This window comes from Polynucleobacter difficilis (genome assembly GCF_003065365.1).
Classification (GTDB): Bacteria; Pseudomonadota; Gammaproteobacteria; order Burkholderiales; family Burkholderiaceae; genus Polynucleobacter; species Polynucleobacter difficilis.
Map to the genome: position 1 here is coordinate 1,587,856 of NZ_CP023276.1, position 19,246 is coordinate 1,607,101.

Consider the following 19,246-nt stretch of genomic DNA (forward strand, 5'->3'; position numbering starts at 1 on the left):
ACAAGCACTACACTATCCAATAATCTAGTTGAAAGAATTTAAATAGGTGAAACTTATGCAGACTTTAGCCACAGAACCAATCAGCCCCCTGCGTGACTTTATTGTTGCGATGACAAAGCTAGTCGAAAAGGAACGCGATGAAAATAAATTAATAGCGGAGTCAAAAAAATACCTTAAAACGCTCATTTCTACAGACACATGGCTGCCTGAATTTTGTACTGTTCCACACCCCGATTACTACCAACAATACCTTTTACATACAGATCCATTAGAGCGATTCTCGGTAGTTAGTTTTGTTTGGGGCCCAGGCCAAAAAACCCCGATTCACGACCATACTGTATGGGGTCTCATTGGGATGCTGCGCGGCGCAGAAAAAGGCCAACGTTATACCCAGGATGCTAGTGGCGAGTTAGTTGCCGTAGGCAGTGAAGCCGTCCTTAAGCAAGGTGATATCGAGGTGGTTAGCCCAACTCTAGGCGATATTCACATTGTTAAAAATGCCTTTGACGATCAAACGTCTATTAGTATCCATGTTTATGGCGCAAATATTGGGGCGGTTACCCGTCACGTGTATGAAGAGGGTAGTAATAAAGTGAAAAAATTCGTTTCGGGCTATTCGTCCACACAAGTGCCGAACTTGTGGGACCGATCAGCATCTGTACGAGCTACCATAACTTAAAATGACTCTGCGATTTTTATACTTATTGATGCTTTCGTTTTTCCACCATATTTAGAAATTTTTCATATTCTTTTTCATCAACCGAATAGCTATGGTCATCATCTGGAAATGCACTACTCTTGACCTCGGAGATATACTTTTTAATACCTTCAACAGCAACCTCAGTTAAGTTAGCATACCGCTTTGTAAATTTTGGCTTGAAATCAGAAAAAATACCAAGTAAATCATGGCATAAAAGAATTTGACCATCAGTACCTACACCAGCGCCAATCCCAATAGTTGGGATCTCAAGCTGCTGCGAAATCACCGTTGCAATTTTCGCCGGCACCGCCTCAAACTCAAGCATGAAACAGCCTGCATCCTGAATTGCAAACGCATCTTCAAGGATTTTCATAGCGGCATCCGCCGTTCTTCCCTGAATTCGAAACCCACCGAATACTGCTACCGTATGTGGAGTCATGCCAATATGAGAAGCTGTAGGTATACCAGCATCTACTAACGCCCTTAATATATGCGCTTGTGATTTTCCACCCTGAGGTTTCACTGCATCAGTACCGGCTTCTTGCATGAATCGAGTTGCGTTTTGTAAAGCACGATCAACTGTGTTGTAGCTTTGATAGGGCATGCAGCCAAGCACGAAGGTATTCGGCGCACCCCTTCTAATGGATGTGGCATGCATTACCATCATATCCATTGTTGCTGGTATGGTATTTGAATGGCCGTGAGCAATCATTGCAAGGCTATCGCCCACAACAGCCACATCAACTCCCGCACTCTCAGCCCACTTCGCTGATGTGTAATCAGGAACCGACATGTACACCATTTTTTCCCCAGTTTTTTTAGAGGCATGAATCTCTTGAATCGTTCTTTTTTTTTGCTCGACTGGCTGCTGATCGATCATATTACTCCCTCTATCAATTTAAACTTTTGCATTACATCGCATACGTAGCTTTAGCAGATTCCCCATTTGTCTCTTTTTGCTGCAATGAGAAAATGGACGTGTAGCCTTCAGACCAGTCGGGCGGAATATGGCAGGGCGTTGCATCATGATGTGCATAAAGCGCCCGTTCACCGCTTAGAATAGCCTGATCATGGATTGGCTTCAATGGATTTATCGTATACGGAAATGCATCAGCAGATGTAAGGGTATAAAGCAGCAAAGGCCTACCTAAATCAGATTGATTTTTGGGTGACCCATGAATTGTTCGGCAATTATGCAAAGTAAGTGATCCAGCTGGGCCGGTTAAGTAGACCGCCTTAGAGGATTCAACTGCTTTTTTTGCGTCCGTCTCCGAAAGACAGCCCACCCAGTTACCGCTCGAATCGTATTGTGAAGGCATAGGCTCTATTAAATGACTTCGTGGTATGACCCCCAAAGGCCCTTGATCCACTCCACAATCGTAAAGATAGGTGCCAATCGTTAACGGCGAATAATTCGTATGTGGCCAAAATGAAATATCGTAATGCCACTTCACCTCTTCACCGCCTTTGGACCACTTGAAGTTTAACTTGGAGTGGTGAAATTTAACGCTTGGGCCTACCAAGTCGGCAACCGCATCTAGCATTGGGGACTTTGATACGTACTCCCAAAAAACAGGGTGATGCTCCGTTGGATTAGATACTCTTCTCAATCTTGGGCTATCCGCATTGTGATCTTTTTCAAGATCAAAGACGGCATCAGACTTACTGACCTTTTTGCTACGCTCAACCAGCTCTGAAGTGGCATCACGTAATTTTTTTAACCATGCATCATCAATAAACTTCTCCAAAAGAATATATCCATCAGCAAAATATGACTCTCGTTGCGCTTGACTTAATACTCTAGGCTTAATAGCAAGAATTTGGTCTGGGGTCATAACACACTCCTTATTTGAAGTTCAACATTATTGATGGAAGCCACGTTACCAAGCTTGGGAACGCAATCACAATAAACAAAGTAATAGTTTGCAAAATAATGAACGGCACAACACCCTTGTACATATGCATGATGTTGATCTCTTCTGGCGCAACGGCACGCAGGTAAAAAATAGCCGGTGCCATTGGGGGCGTCAAATAAGAAGTCTGAATCATGATTAAGAACAAAATACAGAACCAAACTGGATCAAAGCCTGCGCCTACAATTAACGGCGTAAATAGTGGCACGAATATCAACACAATCGATATCCAATCAAGAAAAAATCCAGCGATGAATATGATTAACATCATCAAGCCCAATAAAAACCATGGGCTTAATTGCATTTGGCCGATCAGCTGATTTGCGGTGTTAATTCCGCCTCCACCAATAAACACGCCAGTAAATAATGAACCCGCCAACAGGACGGCCATAATCATTGCGGTGATTAACACGGTCTTTATAAGTGAATCGTACAGCCCCTTCCACGTAAAATTTTTGTATAAGACAGTTAGCAAAACAGAGGCAATTGCTCCGATTGCTGCTGCCTCAGTTGGAGATGCTAAACCAAGCAAAATAGAGCCCAGTACCGCAACAATCATCATCAAGGGTGGTACTAGATTTTTAGTTGAAATCCAAAGCTTTTCTTTGAAAGTAGGGTCTCCTGGCTCTGGAGGAATTCTTGGTCCCTTTTCAGGGTAAATCGTACACAATACGATGATGTATACAAGATACAGACTGGCCATTATTAGTCCAGGGAACAGCATCCCATAGAGCAAATCACCCACTGAAACATTGGCCAAGGGACCCATCACAACAGCGACTACAGATGGCGGGATAATAGTACCCAAAGATCCACCGGCACAAATTGACCCAGAAATCATACTTTTGTCATACTTATAGCGAAGCATGATGGGGATTGTCAAAAGCCCTACCACCGACTCAGTGGCGCCGATAACCCCACTAGATGCTGCAAAAATAATACACATGGTGATGGTTGCAACGGCTAAACCACCAGGTAGCCTTCTAGTCCAAATATGAATTGCCTCAAATAATTTATCGGCAATGCCGGATTTTTCTAATACTGCCCCCATAAAAACAAACAGAGGTATTGCTGCAAAAACAAAGTTCGAAGATATATCCTCAATTTTTTCAATAAACTGAAAAACAACGCGATCACCAAAAATGAATAGGCCAAATAAAACGGCTGTAATCATCATAGAAAATGCAACCTGTATTCCCAAAAACATCAGCACAAATGCTACTGGGAGCATAAAAAAAGGTAGGTAATCGATCATTTTTTTAGTTCTTTATATTGTTTTAATGATTTAATAATTTCAGCCAATACCTGCAGCGCTAGAAGCACAAATGCAACCATAAATACAACCCGAAATGGCCAGACTGGCATATTCAATGCGGATTGGCCGCTGCGCTCCCCCTTCATAAACCCAGCAATTAAGTGACCAAGCAATCCATAGCTGATCCAGATCATTAGCGGAAACACTACGGAGTAGCCAATCAAATCAATTAGCGCTCTCATTTTGGAACTCATCGATTGACTAAAGATATCAATTCGGATGAACTGCCCTTTTTGGAGCGTATAGGCCATACCCAATAAAAAATGAGAGCCCGTTAATACATAACCAACCTCATAAGCCCAGACAGTTGGGGCCTCAAAAGCATATCGCGCAACCACCTCATAGGTTGTAGCAAGAACTAAAGGAACTAGCAAAAAAGATGCCAATATTCCTATGTCGCCAGTAATTCGTTCGATATTTTTTACAAAAGTAGACATCACCGATCCTCAAAAAAGGGCTCTCGAAAAGAGAGCCCTTTACTACAGATTACTTAACGCCTGTTTTAACAGAACGCCAACCCGTTGCACCTGCCCATAGTTTGTTGAGCTCTTGCTGACTGTCAAATACAGAGGCAAAGAATGGATACTTATTCTCTTTAGCAGTTTTAGTGGCCCAGTTAATACCAATTTTGTAAGCAGCTTGCTGCACCTCAGGTGATAACTCAATAACGGTATTGCCGGCTTTTCTATAAAAATCTAAAGCCTTTGCATCTTCCTGACCTACAATCAGCCAGCTTTCAAGGGTGACCAATTTAGCAACTGATTCAACTAATTTTTTATCAGGCTCAGGCAATTTGTTCCAAACATCTTTATTAATAACAAGCTCAAAAGGCGCTGTTGGCTGATGAACTCCTGGATAAATAATGTACTTGGCTACTTTATGGAATCCCATCGGAATGTTTTCATACAAAGTACCCCACTCCGTAGCATCAATGGCGCCGCGCTCCAACATGGGATAAACATCTCCACCCGCAGTAGTTACTGGAGCAGCACCAAGCTCTTTCGACATTTCAAGCCAAGCGCCAGCAGTCCTTAGTTTTAAACCCTTCAGATCAGCCAATGTTTTGACTGGTTTTCTTGAATGGAGAAAAGCCTCAGCAGTCCGAATAAACAGAGGCATAGAGATAACTCCATCGGTTTCATCGCGGAATTTTTTTTGCATCTCTGTGCCGCCAGCTGCATATAGCCAATGCAACATTCGCTCAGAATCAAAAGACCCGGCATAACCACCAAATAAAACGGTGGTAGGATCCTTGCCCCAGTCATAGCCCATCCAGGTATGGCCCAATTCTGCTAGACCATTTTTAACCGTCTCAGGCACCTTTAAGGCATTACCTAAAGCACCACCAGGAAAGGTTTGAATCTTGAATCGCCCGCCACTAAATTGCTCCATTCGGGCTGCAAAAGCCTTTGCACCTAAATCCATTAATGGGCCGCCAGACCATCCCGTTGCCATCTTCCAATTGTAGCTAGCCCCTTGCGCTTGGACGGTCAGTGGAAACGCCATGGCAGCTGCTGCAGTGCCACCTACTTTTAAAAAATCACGCTTTTTCATACCCAGTCTCCTATGTTCAATCAATGAGTCAGTTGCATTAACAGATAAACATCAAAATAAATAAAACAAAAAAGGTGCTGCTTTTACCCGACAACCATTACTCGGAAGAGATTAATGTCTTCTTAGTAAATTCTTCTACGTAATCAACCAGCTTATCCAATGCTTTCCCAGCTTCGAGCTCCTTACCTTTGCTAATGGCCTCGGCAACAGCGGCATGCAAAGTTGCAATATCTGAAATATTTTCAATGTGTTGAAAATTGCCAAACCAGAAACGACGCGACATGCCATGCAAAGAAGCCATTGCAGCGCCTGCGTATTCATTTTTTGCAGCAATAACAGTTAAGTCATTTAATTCTTTATCCACTTTGAGAAAAAGCTTTTCATTCCTCTCCTTCTGGGCCCTTCTAAAATCCTTTGCTATTCGCTCAAACTCTTTCCGCTCGTCTGGAGTGGCGCGTTTTGCTGCTTTTTTACAAATCAGGCGTTCCAATTCCCTTCTTGCCTCAAGGACCCTTAATTGTTTTTGGGGATTCAAATCAGCAATAAAAATTCCTCTTTTTGGCATGATCGAAACCAGATGCTCGCGACTTAAGCGTTGCATAGCCTCACGAATTGGTGTTCTACCAATATTGAGCATCGTCGATAATTTAGCCTCAGAAACTGGCGAGCCTGGCTCCAGTGACATTGTGACAATTAATTCTTCAATTTTTTCGTAAGCCTGATTAGATAAAGACTCATCATCAATTTTCGACGCCAAAGGGGATTTTGAATTTTTTTTGATGGCCATATTTTTAAATAAATTGTTGAGGCGCTTGGGCGCGATTAAACATACCGTAATCCCTCACCACAGCAAAGCAGCGAATGTCAAATAATTCATTACTTGAATGCTTTACTAAATGAAGGGGTTGGTTTTTGCTGAATTCGACCAACGCAATACCACGCATTGGATCGATTACACCCTGAAAAAGCCGAGAAGTAAGTTCAGGTATTTTAATCTGCGAAACTGCATATTCAATTGCATCAAAATTACCGATGTATGCGGTAATGCGCTCCGATTCACTAAATTCTGCAGAACCAGTTTCAGCACTCACTTCAGATGCAACTCGCAATCGATAGTCTTCTAAAATTAAGCTGCGTCCGCAGACTTGAGCGCTTGAATGATCTGGCTGGCATCTCCAACCCGCCAAAGACTCTTCGTTTGCCCAATTAGAAAAAGAAAGATACCAATCTGGGCGCTGAAGATTTTTAAATCGCTCTACCGAAATAAAGCCTGAATTTTGCTCAACAATTGCTCGCAAGCCCGTGGCCATTGCAAAGTAAGCATCCACAAATCCACTTTTGGGCAATACATCGAAGAATACAGCTTGCGTCATGATTAAGCTTTAATCCTTTAGGGCCGAGGACTCGTCTTTTGTTAGCACCGGCCCCTCAAGCGTGACGCGCTCCTCCTGAGTCTTACCATCTCTGAACTTTTCGACAATGGTCTTAATCTTTGGGTCAATATGAGACTGATCAAAACCATTAAATAATGTACCAAATAAGCCACGCTTTAAGTCACTTGTTCCCATAATCCAGTCTGCAATTGGGAAAGTAAGGTTCATGTTTTTGTGCATCATGATCCCAAGATTGTGATGAGCAGCATGATGTCTGCGTATCGTATTTACGAACGGCATATTGCGCACAAACCAATTCTCATGTACGTGACAGCAGTAATGAAAGGTTTCATAAATCAAATAATGACCAATCATGGTGATAAAAAGGATGTATCCCACATTTGGGTTAAATATCATTGATGCCAGAAAACCTAGGGCCGATCCCGAAACAATCAAAACCGTTAATACCCTCCATGGAAAAAATACAATCCGGAATTCACGCGTTGTATCGATGGTGTACTCGGTATCGGTAAAGTACTGATGATGCTGCCGAGTATGGCGGTCATAAATAGCCCTTAAAGCAAATACATCAATCAAGCGATGCATTACATACTTATGCATCGCCCACTCAACAAAATTACCAGCGATAGCAACTGGTATAACCGTAAGCCAAGCCCAGCCTGCATCTTGCAGATGGGTTAAACAGTAATAAATCAAACCAGCCCCTACCGTGTACATCACCGCAATATGGAGCAAGCCATTGTAAAAAGGACTGATATCTGATTTGTATGACTCTCTGAACTTGCGCTGACGCTCAGTCATGAACATCTTTTGAAAAGCAATAGACATATGACACTCCCTATTAATCTTATGTATGCAACTGATATGTTAGTAACATACTAGTCGATTTAATGGGAAGTACACCTAGGGGTTTCCCTAGTGGCAATCACAGCTTCAGATTGATGACTAAACCCTCTTTTGGTGCAACTCAATGTAACCCTGAGCCTGCTTGTAAGGCCTTAGTTGGGATAAAGTTAGCACGCTAAATGTTAAGGGTCAAAACTATGGAATGGAGATCTATTTTGAGATACGCTATTTAAATAACAGACAAAACCTCAGTCAGCGACTTTCCCTCGTAAGTAGGTCTTTCGCCAATCTCCTCAAAGGGGTGACCCATGCGGTTGACCCAAAAAACGTCGAACCCGAACCATTTAGCAGCAAGAGCATCCCAAGCATTACTCGAAACAAATAACACCTCTTTTTTCTGAAATGGAAATTCCTGAAGCAATAAAGCATAGGCTTGTGGTGCAGTTTTAAATAATCTTACTTCCTCTACAGTAATTACTTTATTTAAATAAGGCTTTAGTCCATTACTTTCTACAACCGTAGCAAGCATATCGCTACTACCATTTGAAAGAATTGCTGTATTGATGCTTTTTTCACCCAATACTTTCAATACACTTAAGCTATCTTCAAAGCTAGCTAATTGTTCATAGTGATGCATTAGGCTCACTTCAATTTCATTAGTTAATTCGAGATTTAACCGCTTGCAAACATACCTTAATGACCGCAATGTTATTTCCCAAAAAGGTAGGTAATATTTACTACCATGTGGATTTGGATCGCTCATTGTAGTGAGTCGGGTATATTCAATCTGTCGATCACGCCACATTAGTGCAAAAGCTTGTCCGTTTACAGCGTAAAAATTTTCTACGAGCTGACCCATAGAGAAAACATCGAAAAGGGTTCCATATGCATCGAATGCTACTAATTTATACATTTTTGTATTGATGAGAATTTCAGGGGTAGAAAAAAGGGCCACTTGGGCCCTTTTTTTGCATTAAGTAGGTTGAGTACTTAAATTAAAACGCACAGGTAGATTTTTAGCCAAATCCTCCTTAGATACCTTTTTCTTAACTTCAAACTTACCACCCTCAATACGGCTGATATAGTGATCGGTAATACCACTATGATCTTCTTTGCGCAGTATCTTATCGCCTTCTGGGTGCCCCAACGAGTTTTTCATCTGCAAGCCCTCTAATGCTTGGATTGCTCCAGGCATATCTTTACGTGATTTGTATCCGGAAGCCTCAATAGCAGCCTTGAGTGCAAAGATGTTTTCCCATGCTTGCCAGCAATGGGATTTAGCCATCACACGGTTTGAATTCTTTTCACGCGCATAAACATCATCAATTTCTAAAATTCGATTAAATTCTTTATGGGGTGCATCATCTTTGTACTTTGTATTACGTGGGAAGTTTTCAAGAATGTAAACACCCTCAGCCGCACCACTCAAAGCATCTGGATCAATGGCCTCAATCGTTCCAGAAATCGAATAGAGCTTAGCTCTCTTGTCTACACCCATGGATTTAGCTTGAGTAAAGTAAGCCACCGCCAAAGGTCCAAAGAAGATAGAAAAGACTACATCTGTATCTGGTGGAATTTGAGTCAAATATGGAACTAAATCTTTGGCATCCAGTGGAACAGGAATTCCCTTTGTAATGGTTCCGCCCATTCGCTCAACTACCGCTTTTGCTTCAGCAAAATGGCTCTGCCCCCATGCGTAATCGGCATAAACGACACACCATTTTTTTCCTAAATTTTCCATTGCCCATGGAACACCTGCAGCTGCAAGGGAATAAGTATCACTGCCGGTTCTAAAGCTATAACGAGTCCCCTTTGAGCCAGTAGCCTCGGTTGCTTCGCCAGTTGAGAAGTAAGGTATTTTCAGTTCGGTAGCAATTGGAATAGAGGCTAACATAACTCCAGAGTGAACAGAGCCGGTTACGAATTCTGCATTCATTCGCTGAATTAGATTTCGTAACTTTCTGGCTCCTGTTGCTGGATTGGATTCGGTATCTTCTGTTACTAATTCCACCTTGCGGTTGGCTATACCGCCTTGTGCATTAATAATTTCAACGGCTTTACGCGCACATTTATCATGCCAATATCCCCATGATGAGAAACCGCCAGTAAGCTCAGCATGATGGCCAATAATGATGGGGCCGGCTGATTGTGCAAATAGGTTACTAACAATAGTCATATTTGCCAAGCCTGCAGCGACCCCGCCCTTTAAGGCATAGTCCATCAATGTGCGGCGGCCTGGATTAACAATATCAATATTACTTTTAATTTTTTTCATTTGAAGCTCCCTTAGTTATTAAGAAACTACTAAACATGCATTCCTAAATGTTCATGAAGAATTTCAGGATTACTTCGTACGTCATCCGTTTTTGTTTCAAAAACTATACTTCCTTTATCCATAACCAAAATACGACTACATAAGCGAATTGCTGTTTGAACGTTTTGCTCCACAAGTAAAATTCCGATTCCCGCTCCATTTATCCTTTTGATTTCTTCTCTTATTTCAGACACCAAAATGGGCATAATTCCTTCGGTAGGCTCATCTAGCAAAATAATTTTTGGATGCATCAGCAATATTCTTGCTATTGATAGCATTTGCTGTTCCCCGCCGGACAAAGTCCCGGCTTGCTGATTAAGCCGCTCTTTTAGCCTGGAGAATCGTTCAAAAATATAATCGGATAGATCTGGGGATCCCTCTTTTTTGTATCCTAAATACAGGTTTTCTTTAACGGTCAGGTTAGGGAACAGCCCCCTACCTTGAGGGACATAACCAACACCCATTCTTGGTATTTGATAAGGCGAAATCGTATTGATTGACTTCCCTTCAAATTGAATTGTTCCAGACTGGCATTTCAGTAAGCCCATGATGGTCTTTAAGGTAGATGTTTTACCAACGCCATTCCTACCTAGAATAGCTAAGGACTCTCCTTGATAAAGCCTAAAAGAAAGATCACGTAAAACATTCACTTTTCCATATGATGATTTGACATCATTTAGCTCAAGCAAAATCTCATTTGATGTCATGACAATTCCAATTCATCGCTACCAAAGTAGATTTCCTTAACACCAGCGTTGCTAGCAATTTCTTCGGGGGTTCCTGCAGCAAACACTTTCCCAAATGCCATTACTGTTATGTGGTCAGCCATTTTGAACACCACTTCCATGTCATGTTCAATAATGACCACATGCACATCCTTTGATAATTCGATAATGCGCTCAACCACCTTTTCAGTCTCGGCTGGGCTCATACCGCAAACAGGCTCATCGAAGAGTATTAGTTTTGGCTCTGCAATCATTGCCATGCCAATTTCTAAAACCGCTACATCGCCATACGAAAGTGAACCAGCCTGCAGATGTGCAATCCGCTCTAAGTTAAGCTTTTCAATGATGGCCGCAACGCGATCATCAATTCCTTTGAATACTGAAGCATCGGCAAATGGATGTAAATTTTTAGTATGCGCATTTGCTGTAACCCACAAATTATCGTAGGTAGTCATAGATGGAAAAATGCTCTTAATTTGAAGTGTTCGCTTAATGCCAATACGTGAAATTTCAAATGGCTTTAAGTTGGTAATTTCTTGACCTTCAAATTGGATAGATCCTGAATCCGACTCAATAAACCCAGTAATTAAATTAAACAAAGTTGTCTTGCCAGCTCCGTTCGGGCCAATAATTGCATTGATTCCGCCTGGCTTGAAACGTAAGCTAACGTCATTTACAGCCAATAGCCCACCAAACGCCTTCGTAATATTATTTATTTCAAGATAAGGCGCCACACTCATTTTTTATCGCCTTCACTCTTTTTTAACAAAATTTGATTCCACATCCCTACTATCCCCTTGGGCGCGTAAATGACGACCAATATCGCGACCGCACCCACAATCAGTGCGTAGTGTTGCCAATAGCTTGAGATAACCTCTCTAATAAGAATGAAGAGGGCTGTTCCTATAAATGGACCAGCTAAAGTACCAGCTCCTCCAAGAATTGCCCACACGACGCCTTCACCCGATACGTGATAGAACATATAGGAAACCGATGCATACCGGCCAAATAGAGCAAATAGTGCTCCTGAAATTCCCGCAAAAATACCTGAAATCACAAATGCCGTCAGTTTTAATCGGTAAACATTTAAGCCAATTAAAGCGGCTCGGGTTTCGTTATCCCTGACTGCCATTAGCGATTTTCCCAATGGACTTGAAACTAACCGCTTAAATATAAAAAACAGCAATGCAACTACAGCAAGAATAAAAAAGTATTGGGTCGTAGGATTTGAAATCGTCAGCGTTAAATCCCCAAGTTTAATAATTTCAGGGGCCGCAAAATTTATCCCATCATCGCCACCAGTAATTGGCTTGATGGTTAATGCGATGAAGTAGAAAATGAGGGAAAAAACGACTGTAATAATTGCAAAATAATGCCAAGTTAGTCGAACTGCTAGGGCTCCCGTAATTAAAGCCATTAGTCCGGCCGATGACACCCCCAAAAGAAAAGAACCCCAAAAGCCTAAGCCCAGCATTGTTAATCCCAGCGCTACCCCGTACATCCCAAATCCAAAGTAGAGAGCTTGTCCGAAAGAAAGCAGGCCAACATATCCAAATAGAAAATTGATACTTGCGGCAAAACAAGACCAAATTAATATCTCTGTAAGAATGCTCATCCAAAAAGCATCTCCAATTACTGGGATTACCCAGGGCGCCGCTAAAAGAGAGGCGAACAGTAAATGTGTGAGGGTTTTATTAACCATGAGTAGCTTCATTTTGCCAGCCCCTTAAAAAGCCCCTGTGGTCGAAACAACAAAACAGCACTCATTAATACAAGCGAAAAAATTCGGGCAATTGTTGGGTCAGTAAAGCCTGAAATAACGCCCTCTAGGAATGAAAGTAGCACTGCTGCTGCTGCGGTTCCCGGCAAGTTTCCAAGGCCGCCAATAATTACTGCCATGAAGCAAAAAGGAAGAACGTCTACCCCAGCACGAAAATCAACAGTCGTGATTGGAGCAGCAACAATTCCACCTAAGGTTGCCATTGCAAACCCAAGGCCAAACGTAATCCAAAAAATGGATTGCGTTGGAATCCCCAAAGCTGTAGCACTATTCCTATCGTGTCTTACAGCGCGCATCCATGTGCCAAGCTTGGTCTTATTAAGAAACAAGAAGAAGAATGTAATAGCCGCGGCTGATATTAGTGCTGCAACAATTCTATAGATGTCATATTCGACACCCAAAAGATTAAAAGTACCCTGGATTGGCGAAACTAAACGCTTTGGGGCGGCGCCAAAAGTCATGCGCACAACTTCTTGGATGATCATAGACAAACCAAATGTGGCAACAATCGATAGCTCAGCCGCATTTCTAAGTCTTTCCATCACCAACTTTTGAATAAGCGCCCCAAGCAAGAAGCCTATTAGTGGAACCAATATAAATGCCGGCCAGAAGAGCCCGGACATCGTAAAAATGACGTAAGTAAGTACCGTACCCACCATAAAGAAATCACCGTGGGCAAGATTAATGACATCGAGCAATCCAAAGATAATGGATAACCCTAACGCTATAAGTGCAATGATTAGACCAAATACAAGACCATTAATGGCCAAGACGGCAATTGTGCTGCTCATGATACTCGGTAGTTTTTTGTCATAGACTCAATTTATTACACAAAAATGAATTCTTACAGGTGAAATTTTGCAACATGCTTTGCACTTTTAAGCATACTCTTGATAACAAACGCTTCATGAATTATTGAGCACTCAACATAGCAGCAAATGCATTTCTTTTTGTAAATAAACTGCCCTTAATCAGTGCATGACATTGCATTTCTGTGCAGATTTTTGCAATCAAAAAAAATTTTCACCTCTTAGTAGAAACCCCACTGTAGGCAAAATTGCAAACAAAGGTGTAAATATGCCGATTCAATAAAAAAAATTATCAACATAGAATGGACTGAAAACAAAGAGGGTCCACAATGGAAAATAATTTAATCACTAAAGTAGCCGTATCCCATGTTGCGCCTGTTTTTATGAACAGAACTCAAACAGTTGCAAAAGCGGTTTCATTTATTGAAGAAGCGGCGAAGAATGGGGCCCAATTGGTAACTTTTCCAGAGTCATTTATTCCTGGCTTTCCAATATGGTTAGCTCTTTGGGCTCCAATTGATAATCATGACCTATTTAAAAGAATAGTTGAAGAGAGCATCTATATAGATGGCCCAGAAATTAAAGCCCTATCTGCGGCTGCAAAGAAAAACAATATATTTGTTTCGGTAGGTATTAGCGAAAAAAGCCACTCAAGCGTTGGCTGCGTATGGAATTCCAATGTACTTTTTGATGATCAAGGGCAAATTCTGAATCATCATCGCAAATTAATGCCTACCTTTTACGAAAAACTCATTTGGGCGCCTGGTGATGGCGCTGGACTGAAGGTGTCAAAGACACGCATAGGCAACATTGGAAATTTAATATGTGGAGAAAACACTAATCCATTGGCTCGCTATACGCTAATGACTCAAAGCGAACAAATTCATATTTCTAGCTGGCCTCCGATTTGGCCAACAAAAAGACCGGCAAGTGGCGACAACTACGACAACCTTGCTGCAAATAAAATCAGGGCATCAGCACATTCCTTTGAAGCAAAGGCATTTGGAATAGTTTCCGCTAGCGTCTTAGATGCTTACACACGTGATTTTTTAATTAGCCGAGATGCTTCGGTTGCTGATATCCTTGATAAAACACCAAAGGCCGCATCCTTCTTTGTAGATCCTACCGGAGCAGTAACAGGCGAATTTGCACAGGATGAAGAAAAAATTATTTATGCTGAATTTGATCTCAGTAAATGCGTTGAGCCAAAACAGTTCCATGATGTAGTTGGATACTACAACCGTTTTGATGTATTTGATCTTCGCGTTTCCAATAAACGAATTGAACCGATTAGCTGGGTTACAGAATCGAGTCAGTCACACGAACAAGATAGCGCAAATATTGATCGAGCGGCTCTCAGCAATGCTGGATAACTCAATATGCTGAATACGGTTGCGGTAAATTCTGAGCAATTAATTAAGCTTTATGATTTTGAACTTTCTGGTCATTGCCATAAAGTAAGGCTATTTTTATCATTACTAGATATCCCCTTTGAATCTATCAATATCAATCTCCCCAAAGGTGAGCACAAATCCGATTTTTTCTTAGATTTAAATAGCTTTGGTCAAGTCCCTGTAATGCAAGATGGCGATTTAGTTATTGCAGATAGCAACGCAATACTGGTTTACCTTGCCCTCAAATATGACCCCTTATCAGTGTGGCTTCCTATCAATCCCTTAATACAGGCTCAAATTCAAAGATGGCTAAGCGCAGCTGCCGGTCCACTTGCTTTTGGGGTTGCAAACTTAAGGGCTGCGAGAGTCTTCAAGCGCACTGCAGATTTGCGTGCACAGGAGATAAGCGACAAATTGCTATCCGCTATGAATTACGAGTTATCTAAATCGAAATTTTTATGTACAGTTAAAAATCCGACTATTGCTGACATAGCTATGTATTCATATACAGCACACTCCCCTGAGGGCGGAATTAACTTAGCGCAATACGAAAATATAGTGAACTGGATAAAAGACATTGAGTCATTACCTCGCTTCCAGGCTATGAAAAAATCCCTTTAGCCTAAGCTCCTGCTAATTACTAAATAAATCTATGCTGGAGTTAATCACCAAAACCCGCCATTTATCCAAAGCACTGAGTGCGGTACAGCGTTTAACCTCCGAGCGCGGGGAATCCAATGCGGTGAGCATGGCCAACGACGTGATCGATAACTACCGCAAGCTCACCAAAGACCAGCACCTTAAATTCTTTACTGCCTGGATTGAAAAGCTCAGCCCCAATCCAGCGGAGGTCATGGCGGCATCACAAGCCTTTGCGGCAGAGGCCAATGCCCGCAATTACATTCGCTTACAAAAAGTTTCCGAGTCACCTCGGCAAGAATTTATGCGCCGCTTGAATCGGGGCCTAAATGGCACGGCCGCCGTTGTCGAAATGCGCCGCGATTTATTGCAACTCTTGGACAAAAAACCGGAACTGGCTGCGGTGGATTTTGATATGCGCCATCTGCTGTCCTCTTGGTTTAATCCTGGTTTTTTAAAAATGCACCGGGTCGACTGGAAGTCGCCTGCCGAGATTTTAGAAAAGCTAATCCAGCATGAGGCAGTCCATGCGATTGATGGCTGGGATGACTTGCGCCGCCGTTTGCAGCCTGACCGGCGCTGCTTCGCATTCTTTCATCCCCAATTGCCCAATGAACCATTGATCTTTGTGGAGGTGGCGCTGCTGCCAGAAGTACCACTGGCGATTGCCCCATTGGTAGATAAAAAAGCCGAGACGGTGACCCAAGTACAGCAGTACAAGGTGGCTGTTTTTTATTCCATCAGTAACTGCGAGCCTGGTCTGCGCGGTGTGTCGATGGGTAACTTTTTGATCAAGCGAGTCGCCGAGCAGTTGCACCAGGAGTTCCCTGGTCTAAAAACCTTCATTACGCTCTCACCCGTTCCTGGATTAATCGAATGGATTGCTGCGGGCGCTAATTTAGGCGATGGCGTGCCGCCTGATCGCCTCAAGCCCGCCTTAAAGATGAAGCGAGATCAGGCTTTACAGGCTTTGGGCCTGGATGCGCAATCGTGGGCCGAGCGCTTAAGCAACGGCTGGCATCCGGACAATGCCTCATCAAAGGAGAAGGACGCGCTTCTTTGCCTTACGGCCATTTACTTGGGTCTCGCATCAACTGGGCGCCAAGGTAATCCCGTTGCCAAGTTCCATTTGGGCAATGGCGCCAAGCTGCACCTGATTAATTGGGCCGGGGATTTATCGCGCAAGGGCTTACGTCAATCTGCCGGCATTATGGTTAATTACCTGTATGACCTCTCCAGCGTGGAAGAGAATCATGAGCGCTTTGTGAACGGGGAAATCATGCATTCCAGAGCGGTAGCCAAGCTCATGAGTGTTTAACGTAATTAATTATTCCTACTTAAAAAGACTTGTTCTGCCGAAATACGGTCTTTTAGATAATTAAATACTGCATTAATACGAGTTGAATACCTCAAATCGGCGTGAACGCTAAGCCAAAGTTGTCGCGTTACACAAATCTGATTTGTAAGTATAGGTAGTAATTTCGGCTCGTTTGCAACAGCAAATCGAGGTAGAAGTACTAAACCCAAACCTGAGGAGGCAGCTGCCATTTGAGCCAACATACTATTAGATGAAAATATAATATTAGGATTGGGCAGCACCTCGTCTAACCACCGTACCGTATCAACTTGAATCAAATCATCTATATAGCTTAAAAATTTATGGTTAACCAATTCCTCCAAGGACTTTGGTTTGCCATGCGCAGCGAAATATTCCTCCGAGCCATACAAAGACAATGCAAATAAACCAATATTCTCACTTTCCATACCCCTTCCCTCAGGCTTAAAAAAGCTTAAGAAAATATCGGCCTCACGTCGGTTTACATTAACCAATTGGGGGGATGTGACCAATTCAATGCGTAATAAGGGATATGCAGAAGACAGTCCCACGAGCCTGCGAGCTATATACAAAGAGCCTATACCCTCCATCATGGCGACACGCACTATTCCAGCTGGTTCACGCCCACCGCATCCGCTTAAACTCTCACGTAGAGCGACTGCACCACCCTCCATTGCCTCAACTTGAGGCAAGATTTGCTCTGCTAAAAGGGTTTTTTGAAGGCCGTCTTTTCGACGCTCAAATAAAGCACCTCCCAAACACAGCTCCAGTCTAGAGATGCGGCGGCTAATGGTGGAATGATCTACGTGGACGGTCTTTGCCGCTTGAGTTAAATTCCCAGAGCGTATTACTGCCAAAAATATTCTTAGATCATCCCAATCTAATTCTTCAATAGGAATTCTTTTAACGCCCATTACACCTGTCTCCAAACAAAATTAACTCAAACAAATACAGCTCAGCTAATCTCAAAAAGCGTCAAAAGAATTTAATAATTTAATTTTCTATTTTGACGGACTTTATTATCACACTATTACATTTTTTGAATTGATCTTTCACCCATACTGGTATAAATTGAACGGAGAGATGGGCTGACAGGTTAATTGGCTAAGCCCCTAACCAACAGGGAGAAGGGTTAAAGTGAGCACACAAATTAATATTGGTTTTTTACTATTTCCAGGCCTTACACAGCTTGATTTAACGGGGCCCGCTCAAGTATTAAGTCGTGTGCCAAATGCCAAAATTCATTTAGCGTGGAAAAATACAGATCCTGTTATCACCGACGTTGGCTTTTGTATTACTCCAACAACATCATTTGCAGACTGCCCTCAACTAGATGTGCTATGTGTTCCAGGTGGATTTGGTATCGGCGACCAAATGATTGATCAGGATACGCTAAAGTTTCTTCGAGATCAGGGTAGTAAGGCAAAGTACATTACCTCCGTATGTAATGGTTCATTAATTCTTGGTGCCGCTGGCTTACTCAAAGGCAGAAAAAGTGCTTGTCACTGGATATGGAAAAAATATCTTGCTAAATTTGGAGCGGAGGCAGTCGATGCTCGCGTAGTACGAGATGGTAATCATATTTCAGGGGGCGGAGTCACGGCTGGTATTGATTTTGCTTACGTGCTCGCTGCGGAGCTGGCAGGTGAGGAAACTGCAAAAATGCTGCAACTTGGTCTAGAGTATGATCCTCAGCCACCCTATGATTGCGGCACCCCAGACAAAGCAGGTTTAGCACTTGTTGATAAAGTAATGGCCTTACAAATAGAACGAATAAAAAAAATTGAACCTAACATCGAGAAAGCTTCATCAAGCTTATTAAATCGTAGTTAGGTTTAATTTGAGCTGCTTATCTTGAGTTTGACTCGCTGAGTTTGTGCTGCGTGCGCCCAGATTTGAGATATTTTCTTAGGGTATTTTTTTACATAGTATCTATCACTATCATTTCAGTAACCTTGCCGCCGCATCGGGAAGCGCATTCTGGGCACCAACCACCTTGAATGATAGAGTCAGGATTTGCTAACCACTCATGTCTGTTAGCGCAGCGCCAAAGCAATGGGCTTTTTTAGATACTCGCTAGATAATCATTTGCCACCACGCTCAATAGCCAATTTCTTCATTGCATCTAATTGAGCTGGTCTTAGAGATTTGATGCACTCGTCATTTCGCTCCTTGCCGCACTCTTGACACCAATTTTTGTACCTAAAACACTTTGTGGTGTGGCACTCTAAACATGTCCTTTATTGCATTGCCACTCTACTTTTTAAACGGCTGTGGGCAATTCATCCGATAAACATAGGCCGCCCATCTTGATCGCATAATTCTTTATATCAATGATTGTTCTTCGTTTCCCGCCATTCACCTTCCCTTTTGAGCATATTGGACACCAAGTTCCATTTGAGACATTATTTGGTTTTACATCCCATGTATGTCCTTGCGAACACTCCCAGGTTAACTTGGTTTGTGAATCAACATAAACTTTAGATAAACACTTTCCACCCTTACTTGCAGCAAGTTCTTGCATTTT

Annotated in this window: 22 protein-coding genes; 5 read left to right on the forward strand and 17 right to left on the reverse strand. The window is 42.4% G+C overall.

What is annotated here, in order from left to right; all coding sequences use genetic code 11:
- Positions 1–55: 55 nt before the first annotated feature.
- On the forward strand, positions 56–679 hold the full coding sequence (locus tag AOC34_RS08095; protein WP_108469587.1) for a cysteine dioxygenase family protein: 624 nt from the start codon (positions 56–58) through the stop codon (positions 677–679).
- 22 nt (positions 680–701) lie between these two features.
- Here AOC34_RS08095 and panB read toward each other — a convergent pair whose 3' ends face one another.
- The 14 genes from panB to AOC34_RS08165 form a co-directional block, all read right to left on the reverse strand.
- On the reverse strand, positions 702–1,580 hold the full coding sequence (panB, locus tag AOC34_RS08100; RefSeq protein ID WP_108469588.1) for a 3-methyl-2-oxobutanoate hydroxymethyltransferase: 879 nt from the start codon (positions 1,578–1,580) through the stop codon (positions 702–704).
- A gap of 31 nt (positions 1,581–1,611) precedes the next feature.
- Positions 1,612–2,535 (reverse strand): phytanoyl-CoA dioxygenase family protein, encoded by a 924-nt coding sequence (locus AOC34_RS08105; protein WP_108469589.1) that lies wholly within the window; start codon positions 2,533–2,535, stop codon positions 1,612–1,614.
- A 10-nt stretch (positions 2,536–2,545) separates the two neighbouring features.
- Entirely contained in the window at positions 2,546–3,868 is a 1,323-nt protein-coding gene (locus AOC34_RS08110) for a TRAP transporter large permease (RefSeq protein WP_108469590.1), read from the reverse strand.
- Positions 3,865–4,365 (reverse strand): TRAP transporter small permease subunit, encoded by a 501-nt coding sequence (locus AOC34_RS08115; RefSeq protein ID WP_108469591.1) that lies wholly within the window; start codon positions 4,363–4,365, stop codon positions 3,865–3,867. Before AOC34_RS08115 ends, AOC34_RS08110 begins: the two co-directional genes overlap by 4 nt.
- Before the next feature lie 49 nt (positions 4,366–4,414).
- A complete protein-coding gene (gene dctP / locus AOC34_RS08120; RefSeq protein ID WP_108469592.1) occupies positions 4,415–5,482 on the reverse strand; it encodes a TRAP transporter substrate-binding protein DctP in 1,068 nt (355 codons plus the stop codon).
- A gap of 97 nt (positions 5,483–5,579) precedes the next feature.
- The gene (locus AOC34_RS08125; RefSeq protein ID WP_108469593.1) at positions 5,580–6,269 is read right to left on the reverse strand and encodes a GntR family transcriptional regulator; all 690 of its coding nucleotides are present in this window, start codon (positions 6,267–6,269) and stop codon (positions 5,580–5,582) included.
- A 4-nt stretch (positions 6,270–6,273) separates the two neighbouring features.
- Entirely contained in the window at positions 6,274–6,855 is a 582-nt protein-coding gene (locus AOC34_RS08130) for an antibiotic biosynthesis monooxygenase family protein (protein WP_108469594.1), read from the reverse strand.
- A 9-nt stretch (positions 6,856–6,864) separates the two neighbouring features.
- A complete protein-coding gene (locus AOC34_RS08135) occupies positions 6,865–7,704 on the reverse strand; it encodes a sterol desaturase family protein (RefSeq protein WP_234408083.1) in 840 nt (279 codons plus the stop codon).
- 247 nt (positions 7,705–7,951) lie between these two features.
- Positions 7,952–8,677, reverse strand: a complete 726-nt coding sequence (locus AOC34_RS08140; RefSeq protein ID WP_234408084.1) for a haloacid dehalogenase type II — start codon at positions 8,675–8,677, stop codon at positions 7,952–7,954.
- An 18-nt stretch (positions 8,678–8,695) separates the two neighbouring features.
- Complete coding sequence (locus AOC34_RS08145; protein WP_108469595.1) at positions 8,696–9,997, reverse strand: ABC transporter substrate-binding protein; 1,302 nt, start codon at positions 9,995–9,997, stop codon at positions 8,696–8,698.
- 29 nt (positions 9,998–10,026) lie between these two features.
- On the reverse strand, positions 10,027–10,743 hold the full coding sequence (locus AOC34_RS08150; protein WP_108469596.1) for an ABC transporter ATP-binding protein: 717 nt from the start codon (positions 10,741–10,743) through the stop codon (positions 10,027–10,029).
- Positions 10,740–11,501 carry an ABC transporter ATP-binding protein gene (locus AOC34_RS08155; RefSeq protein WP_199908285.1) on the reverse strand — a complete coding sequence of 254 codons (762 nt, stop codon included), beginning with the start codon at positions 11,499–11,501 and terminating at the stop codon, positions 10,740–10,742. The genes AOC34_RS08150 and AOC34_RS08155 overlap by 4 nt, the downstream gene beginning before the upstream one ends.
- The gene (locus AOC34_RS08160) at positions 11,498–12,475 is read right to left on the reverse strand and encodes a branched-chain amino acid ABC transporter permease (RefSeq protein ID WP_108469597.1); all 978 of its coding nucleotides are present in this window, start codon (positions 12,473–12,475) and stop codon (positions 11,498–11,500) included. Before AOC34_RS08160 ends, AOC34_RS08155 begins: the two co-directional genes overlap by 4 nt.
- Positions 12,472–13,332, reverse strand: coding sequence for a branched-chain amino acid ABC transporter permease (locus tag AOC34_RS08165; RefSeq protein WP_108469598.1), 861 nt, complete (start codon positions 13,330–13,332; stop codon positions 12,472–12,474). The genes AOC34_RS08160 and AOC34_RS08165 overlap by 4 nt, the downstream gene beginning before the upstream one ends.
- A gap of 347 nt (positions 13,333–13,679) precedes the next feature.
- Between AOC34_RS08165 and AOC34_RS08170 the strand changes: the two genes are divergently transcribed.
- Genes AOC34_RS08170 through AOC34_RS08180 form a run of 3 tightly spaced genes read left to right on the forward strand, consistent with a single transcriptional unit; the run spans position 13,680 to position 16,701 of the window.
- The gene (locus tag AOC34_RS08170) at positions 13,680–14,723 is read left to right on the forward strand and encodes a carbon-nitrogen hydrolase family protein (RefSeq protein ID WP_108469599.1); all 1,044 of its coding nucleotides are present in this window, start codon (positions 13,680–13,682) and stop codon (positions 14,721–14,723) included.
- A gap of 6 nt (positions 14,724–14,729) precedes the next feature.
- Positions 14,730–15,365 carry a glutathione S-transferase family protein gene (locus AOC34_RS08175; protein ID WP_108469600.1) on the forward strand — a complete coding sequence of 212 codons (636 nt, stop codon included), beginning with the start codon at positions 14,730–14,732 and terminating at the stop codon, positions 15,363–15,365.
- Between the two features lie 31 nt (positions 15,366–15,396).
- Positions 15,397–16,701: a malonyl-CoA decarboxylase domain-containing protein gene (locus AOC34_RS08180; RefSeq protein ID WP_108469601.1), complete on the forward strand. Its 1,305-nt coding sequence runs from the start codon at positions 15,397–15,399 to the stop codon at positions 16,699–16,701.
- A 5-nt stretch (positions 16,702–16,706) separates the two neighbouring features.
- On the opposite strand, the gene AOC34_RS08185 is transcribed toward AOC34_RS08180, so the two are convergent.
- Positions 16,707–17,633: a LysR family transcriptional regulator gene (locus AOC34_RS08185; RefSeq protein WP_108469602.1), complete on the reverse strand. Its 927-nt coding sequence runs from the start codon at positions 17,631–17,633 to the stop codon at positions 16,707–16,709.
- 223 nt (positions 17,634–17,856) lie between these two features.
- Between AOC34_RS08185 and AOC34_RS08190 the strand changes: the two genes are divergently transcribed.
- Positions 17,857–18,552 (forward strand): DJ-1/PfpI family protein, encoded by a 696-nt coding sequence (locus AOC34_RS08190; protein ID WP_108469603.1) that lies wholly within the window; start codon positions 17,857–17,859, stop codon positions 18,550–18,552.
- Positions 18,553–18,640: 88 nt separating this feature from the next.
- On the opposite strand, the gene AOC34_RS10410 is transcribed toward AOC34_RS08190, so the two are convergent.
- Complete coding sequence (locus tag AOC34_RS10410) at positions 18,641–18,775, reverse strand: zinc-ribbon domain-containing protein (protein WP_456107125.1); 135 nt, start codon at positions 18,773–18,775, stop codon at positions 18,641–18,643.
- 207 nt (positions 18,776–18,982) lie between these two features.
- Entirely contained in the window at positions 18,983–19,243 is a 261-nt protein-coding gene (locus AOC34_RS10405; protein WP_108469604.1) for a zinc-ribbon domain-containing protein, read from the reverse strand.
- Between the last annotated feature and the right edge of the window lie 3 nt (positions 19,244–19,246).

Excerpts from the sequence above, each read along its gene's own strand:
- AOC34_RS08095 (WP_108469587.1), top strand. The coding sequence starts at position 56 with ATGCAGACTTTAGCCACAGAACCAATCAGCCCCCTGCGTGACTTTATT.
- panB (WP_108469588.1), bottom strand. The coding sequence starts at position 1,580 with ATGATCGATCAGCAGCCAGTCGAGCAAAAAAAAAGAACGATTCAAGAG.
- AOC34_RS08105 (WP_108469589.1), bottom strand. The coding sequence starts at position 2,535 with ATGACCCCAGACCAAATTCTTGCTATTAAGCCTAGAGTATTAAGTCAA.
- AOC34_RS08110 (WP_108469590.1), bottom strand. The coding sequence starts at position 3,868 with ATGATCGATTACCTACCTTTTTTTATGCTCCCAGTAGCATTTGTGCTG.
- AOC34_RS08115 (WP_108469591.1), bottom strand. The coding sequence starts at position 4,365 with ATGTCTACTTTTGTAAAAAATATCGAACGAATTACTGGCGACATAGGA.
- dctP (WP_108469592.1), bottom strand. The coding sequence starts at position 5,482 with ATGAAAAAGCGTGATTTTTTAAAAGTAGGTGGCACTGCAGCAGCTGCC.
- AOC34_RS08125 (WP_108469593.1), bottom strand. The coding sequence starts at position 6,269 with ATGGCCATCAAAAAAAATTCAAAATCCCCTTTGGCGTCGAAAATTGAT.
- AOC34_RS08130 (WP_108469594.1), bottom strand. The coding sequence starts at position 6,855 with ATGACGCAAGCTGTATTCTTCGATGTATTGCCCAAAAGTGGATTTGTG.
- AOC34_RS08135 (WP_234408083.1), bottom strand. The coding sequence starts at position 7,704 with ATGTCTATTGCTTTTCAAAAGATGTTCATGACTGAGCGTCAGCGCAAG.
- AOC34_RS08145 (WP_108469595.1), bottom strand. The coding sequence starts at position 9,997 with ATGAAAAAAATTAAAAGTAATATTGATATTGTTAATCCAGGCCGCCGC.
- AOC34_RS08150 (WP_108469596.1), bottom strand. The coding sequence starts at position 10,743 with ATGACATCAAATGAGATTTTGCTTGAGCTAAATGATGTCAAATCATCA.
- AOC34_RS08155 (WP_199908285.1), bottom strand. The coding sequence starts at position 11,501 with ATGAGTGTGGCGCCTTATCTTGAAATAAATAATATTACGAAGGCGTTT.
- AOC34_RS08160 (WP_108469597.1), bottom strand. The coding sequence starts at position 12,475 with ATGAAGCTACTCATGGTTAATAAAACCCTCACACATTTACTGTTCGCC.
- AOC34_RS08165 (WP_108469598.1), bottom strand. The coding sequence starts at position 13,332 with ATGAGCAGCACAATTGCCGTCTTGGCCATTAATGGTCTTGTATTTGGT.
- AOC34_RS08170 (WP_108469599.1), top strand. The coding sequence starts at position 13,680 with ATGGAAAATAATTTAATCACTAAAGTAGCCGTATCCCATGTTGCGCCT.
- AOC34_RS08175 (WP_108469600.1), top strand. The coding sequence starts at position 14,730 with ATGCTGAATACGGTTGCGGTAAATTCTGAGCAATTAATTAAGCTTTAT.
- AOC34_RS08180 (WP_108469601.1), top strand. The coding sequence starts at position 15,397 with ATGCTGGAGTTAATCACCAAAACCCGCCATTTATCCAAAGCACTGAGT.
- AOC34_RS08185 (WP_108469602.1), bottom strand. The coding sequence starts at position 17,633 with ATGGGCGTTAAAAGAATTCCTATTGAAGAATTAGATTGGGATGATCTA.
- AOC34_RS10405 (WP_108469604.1), bottom strand. The coding sequence starts at position 19,243 with ATGCAAGAACTTGCTGCAAGTAAGGGTGGAAAGTGTTTATCTAAAGTT.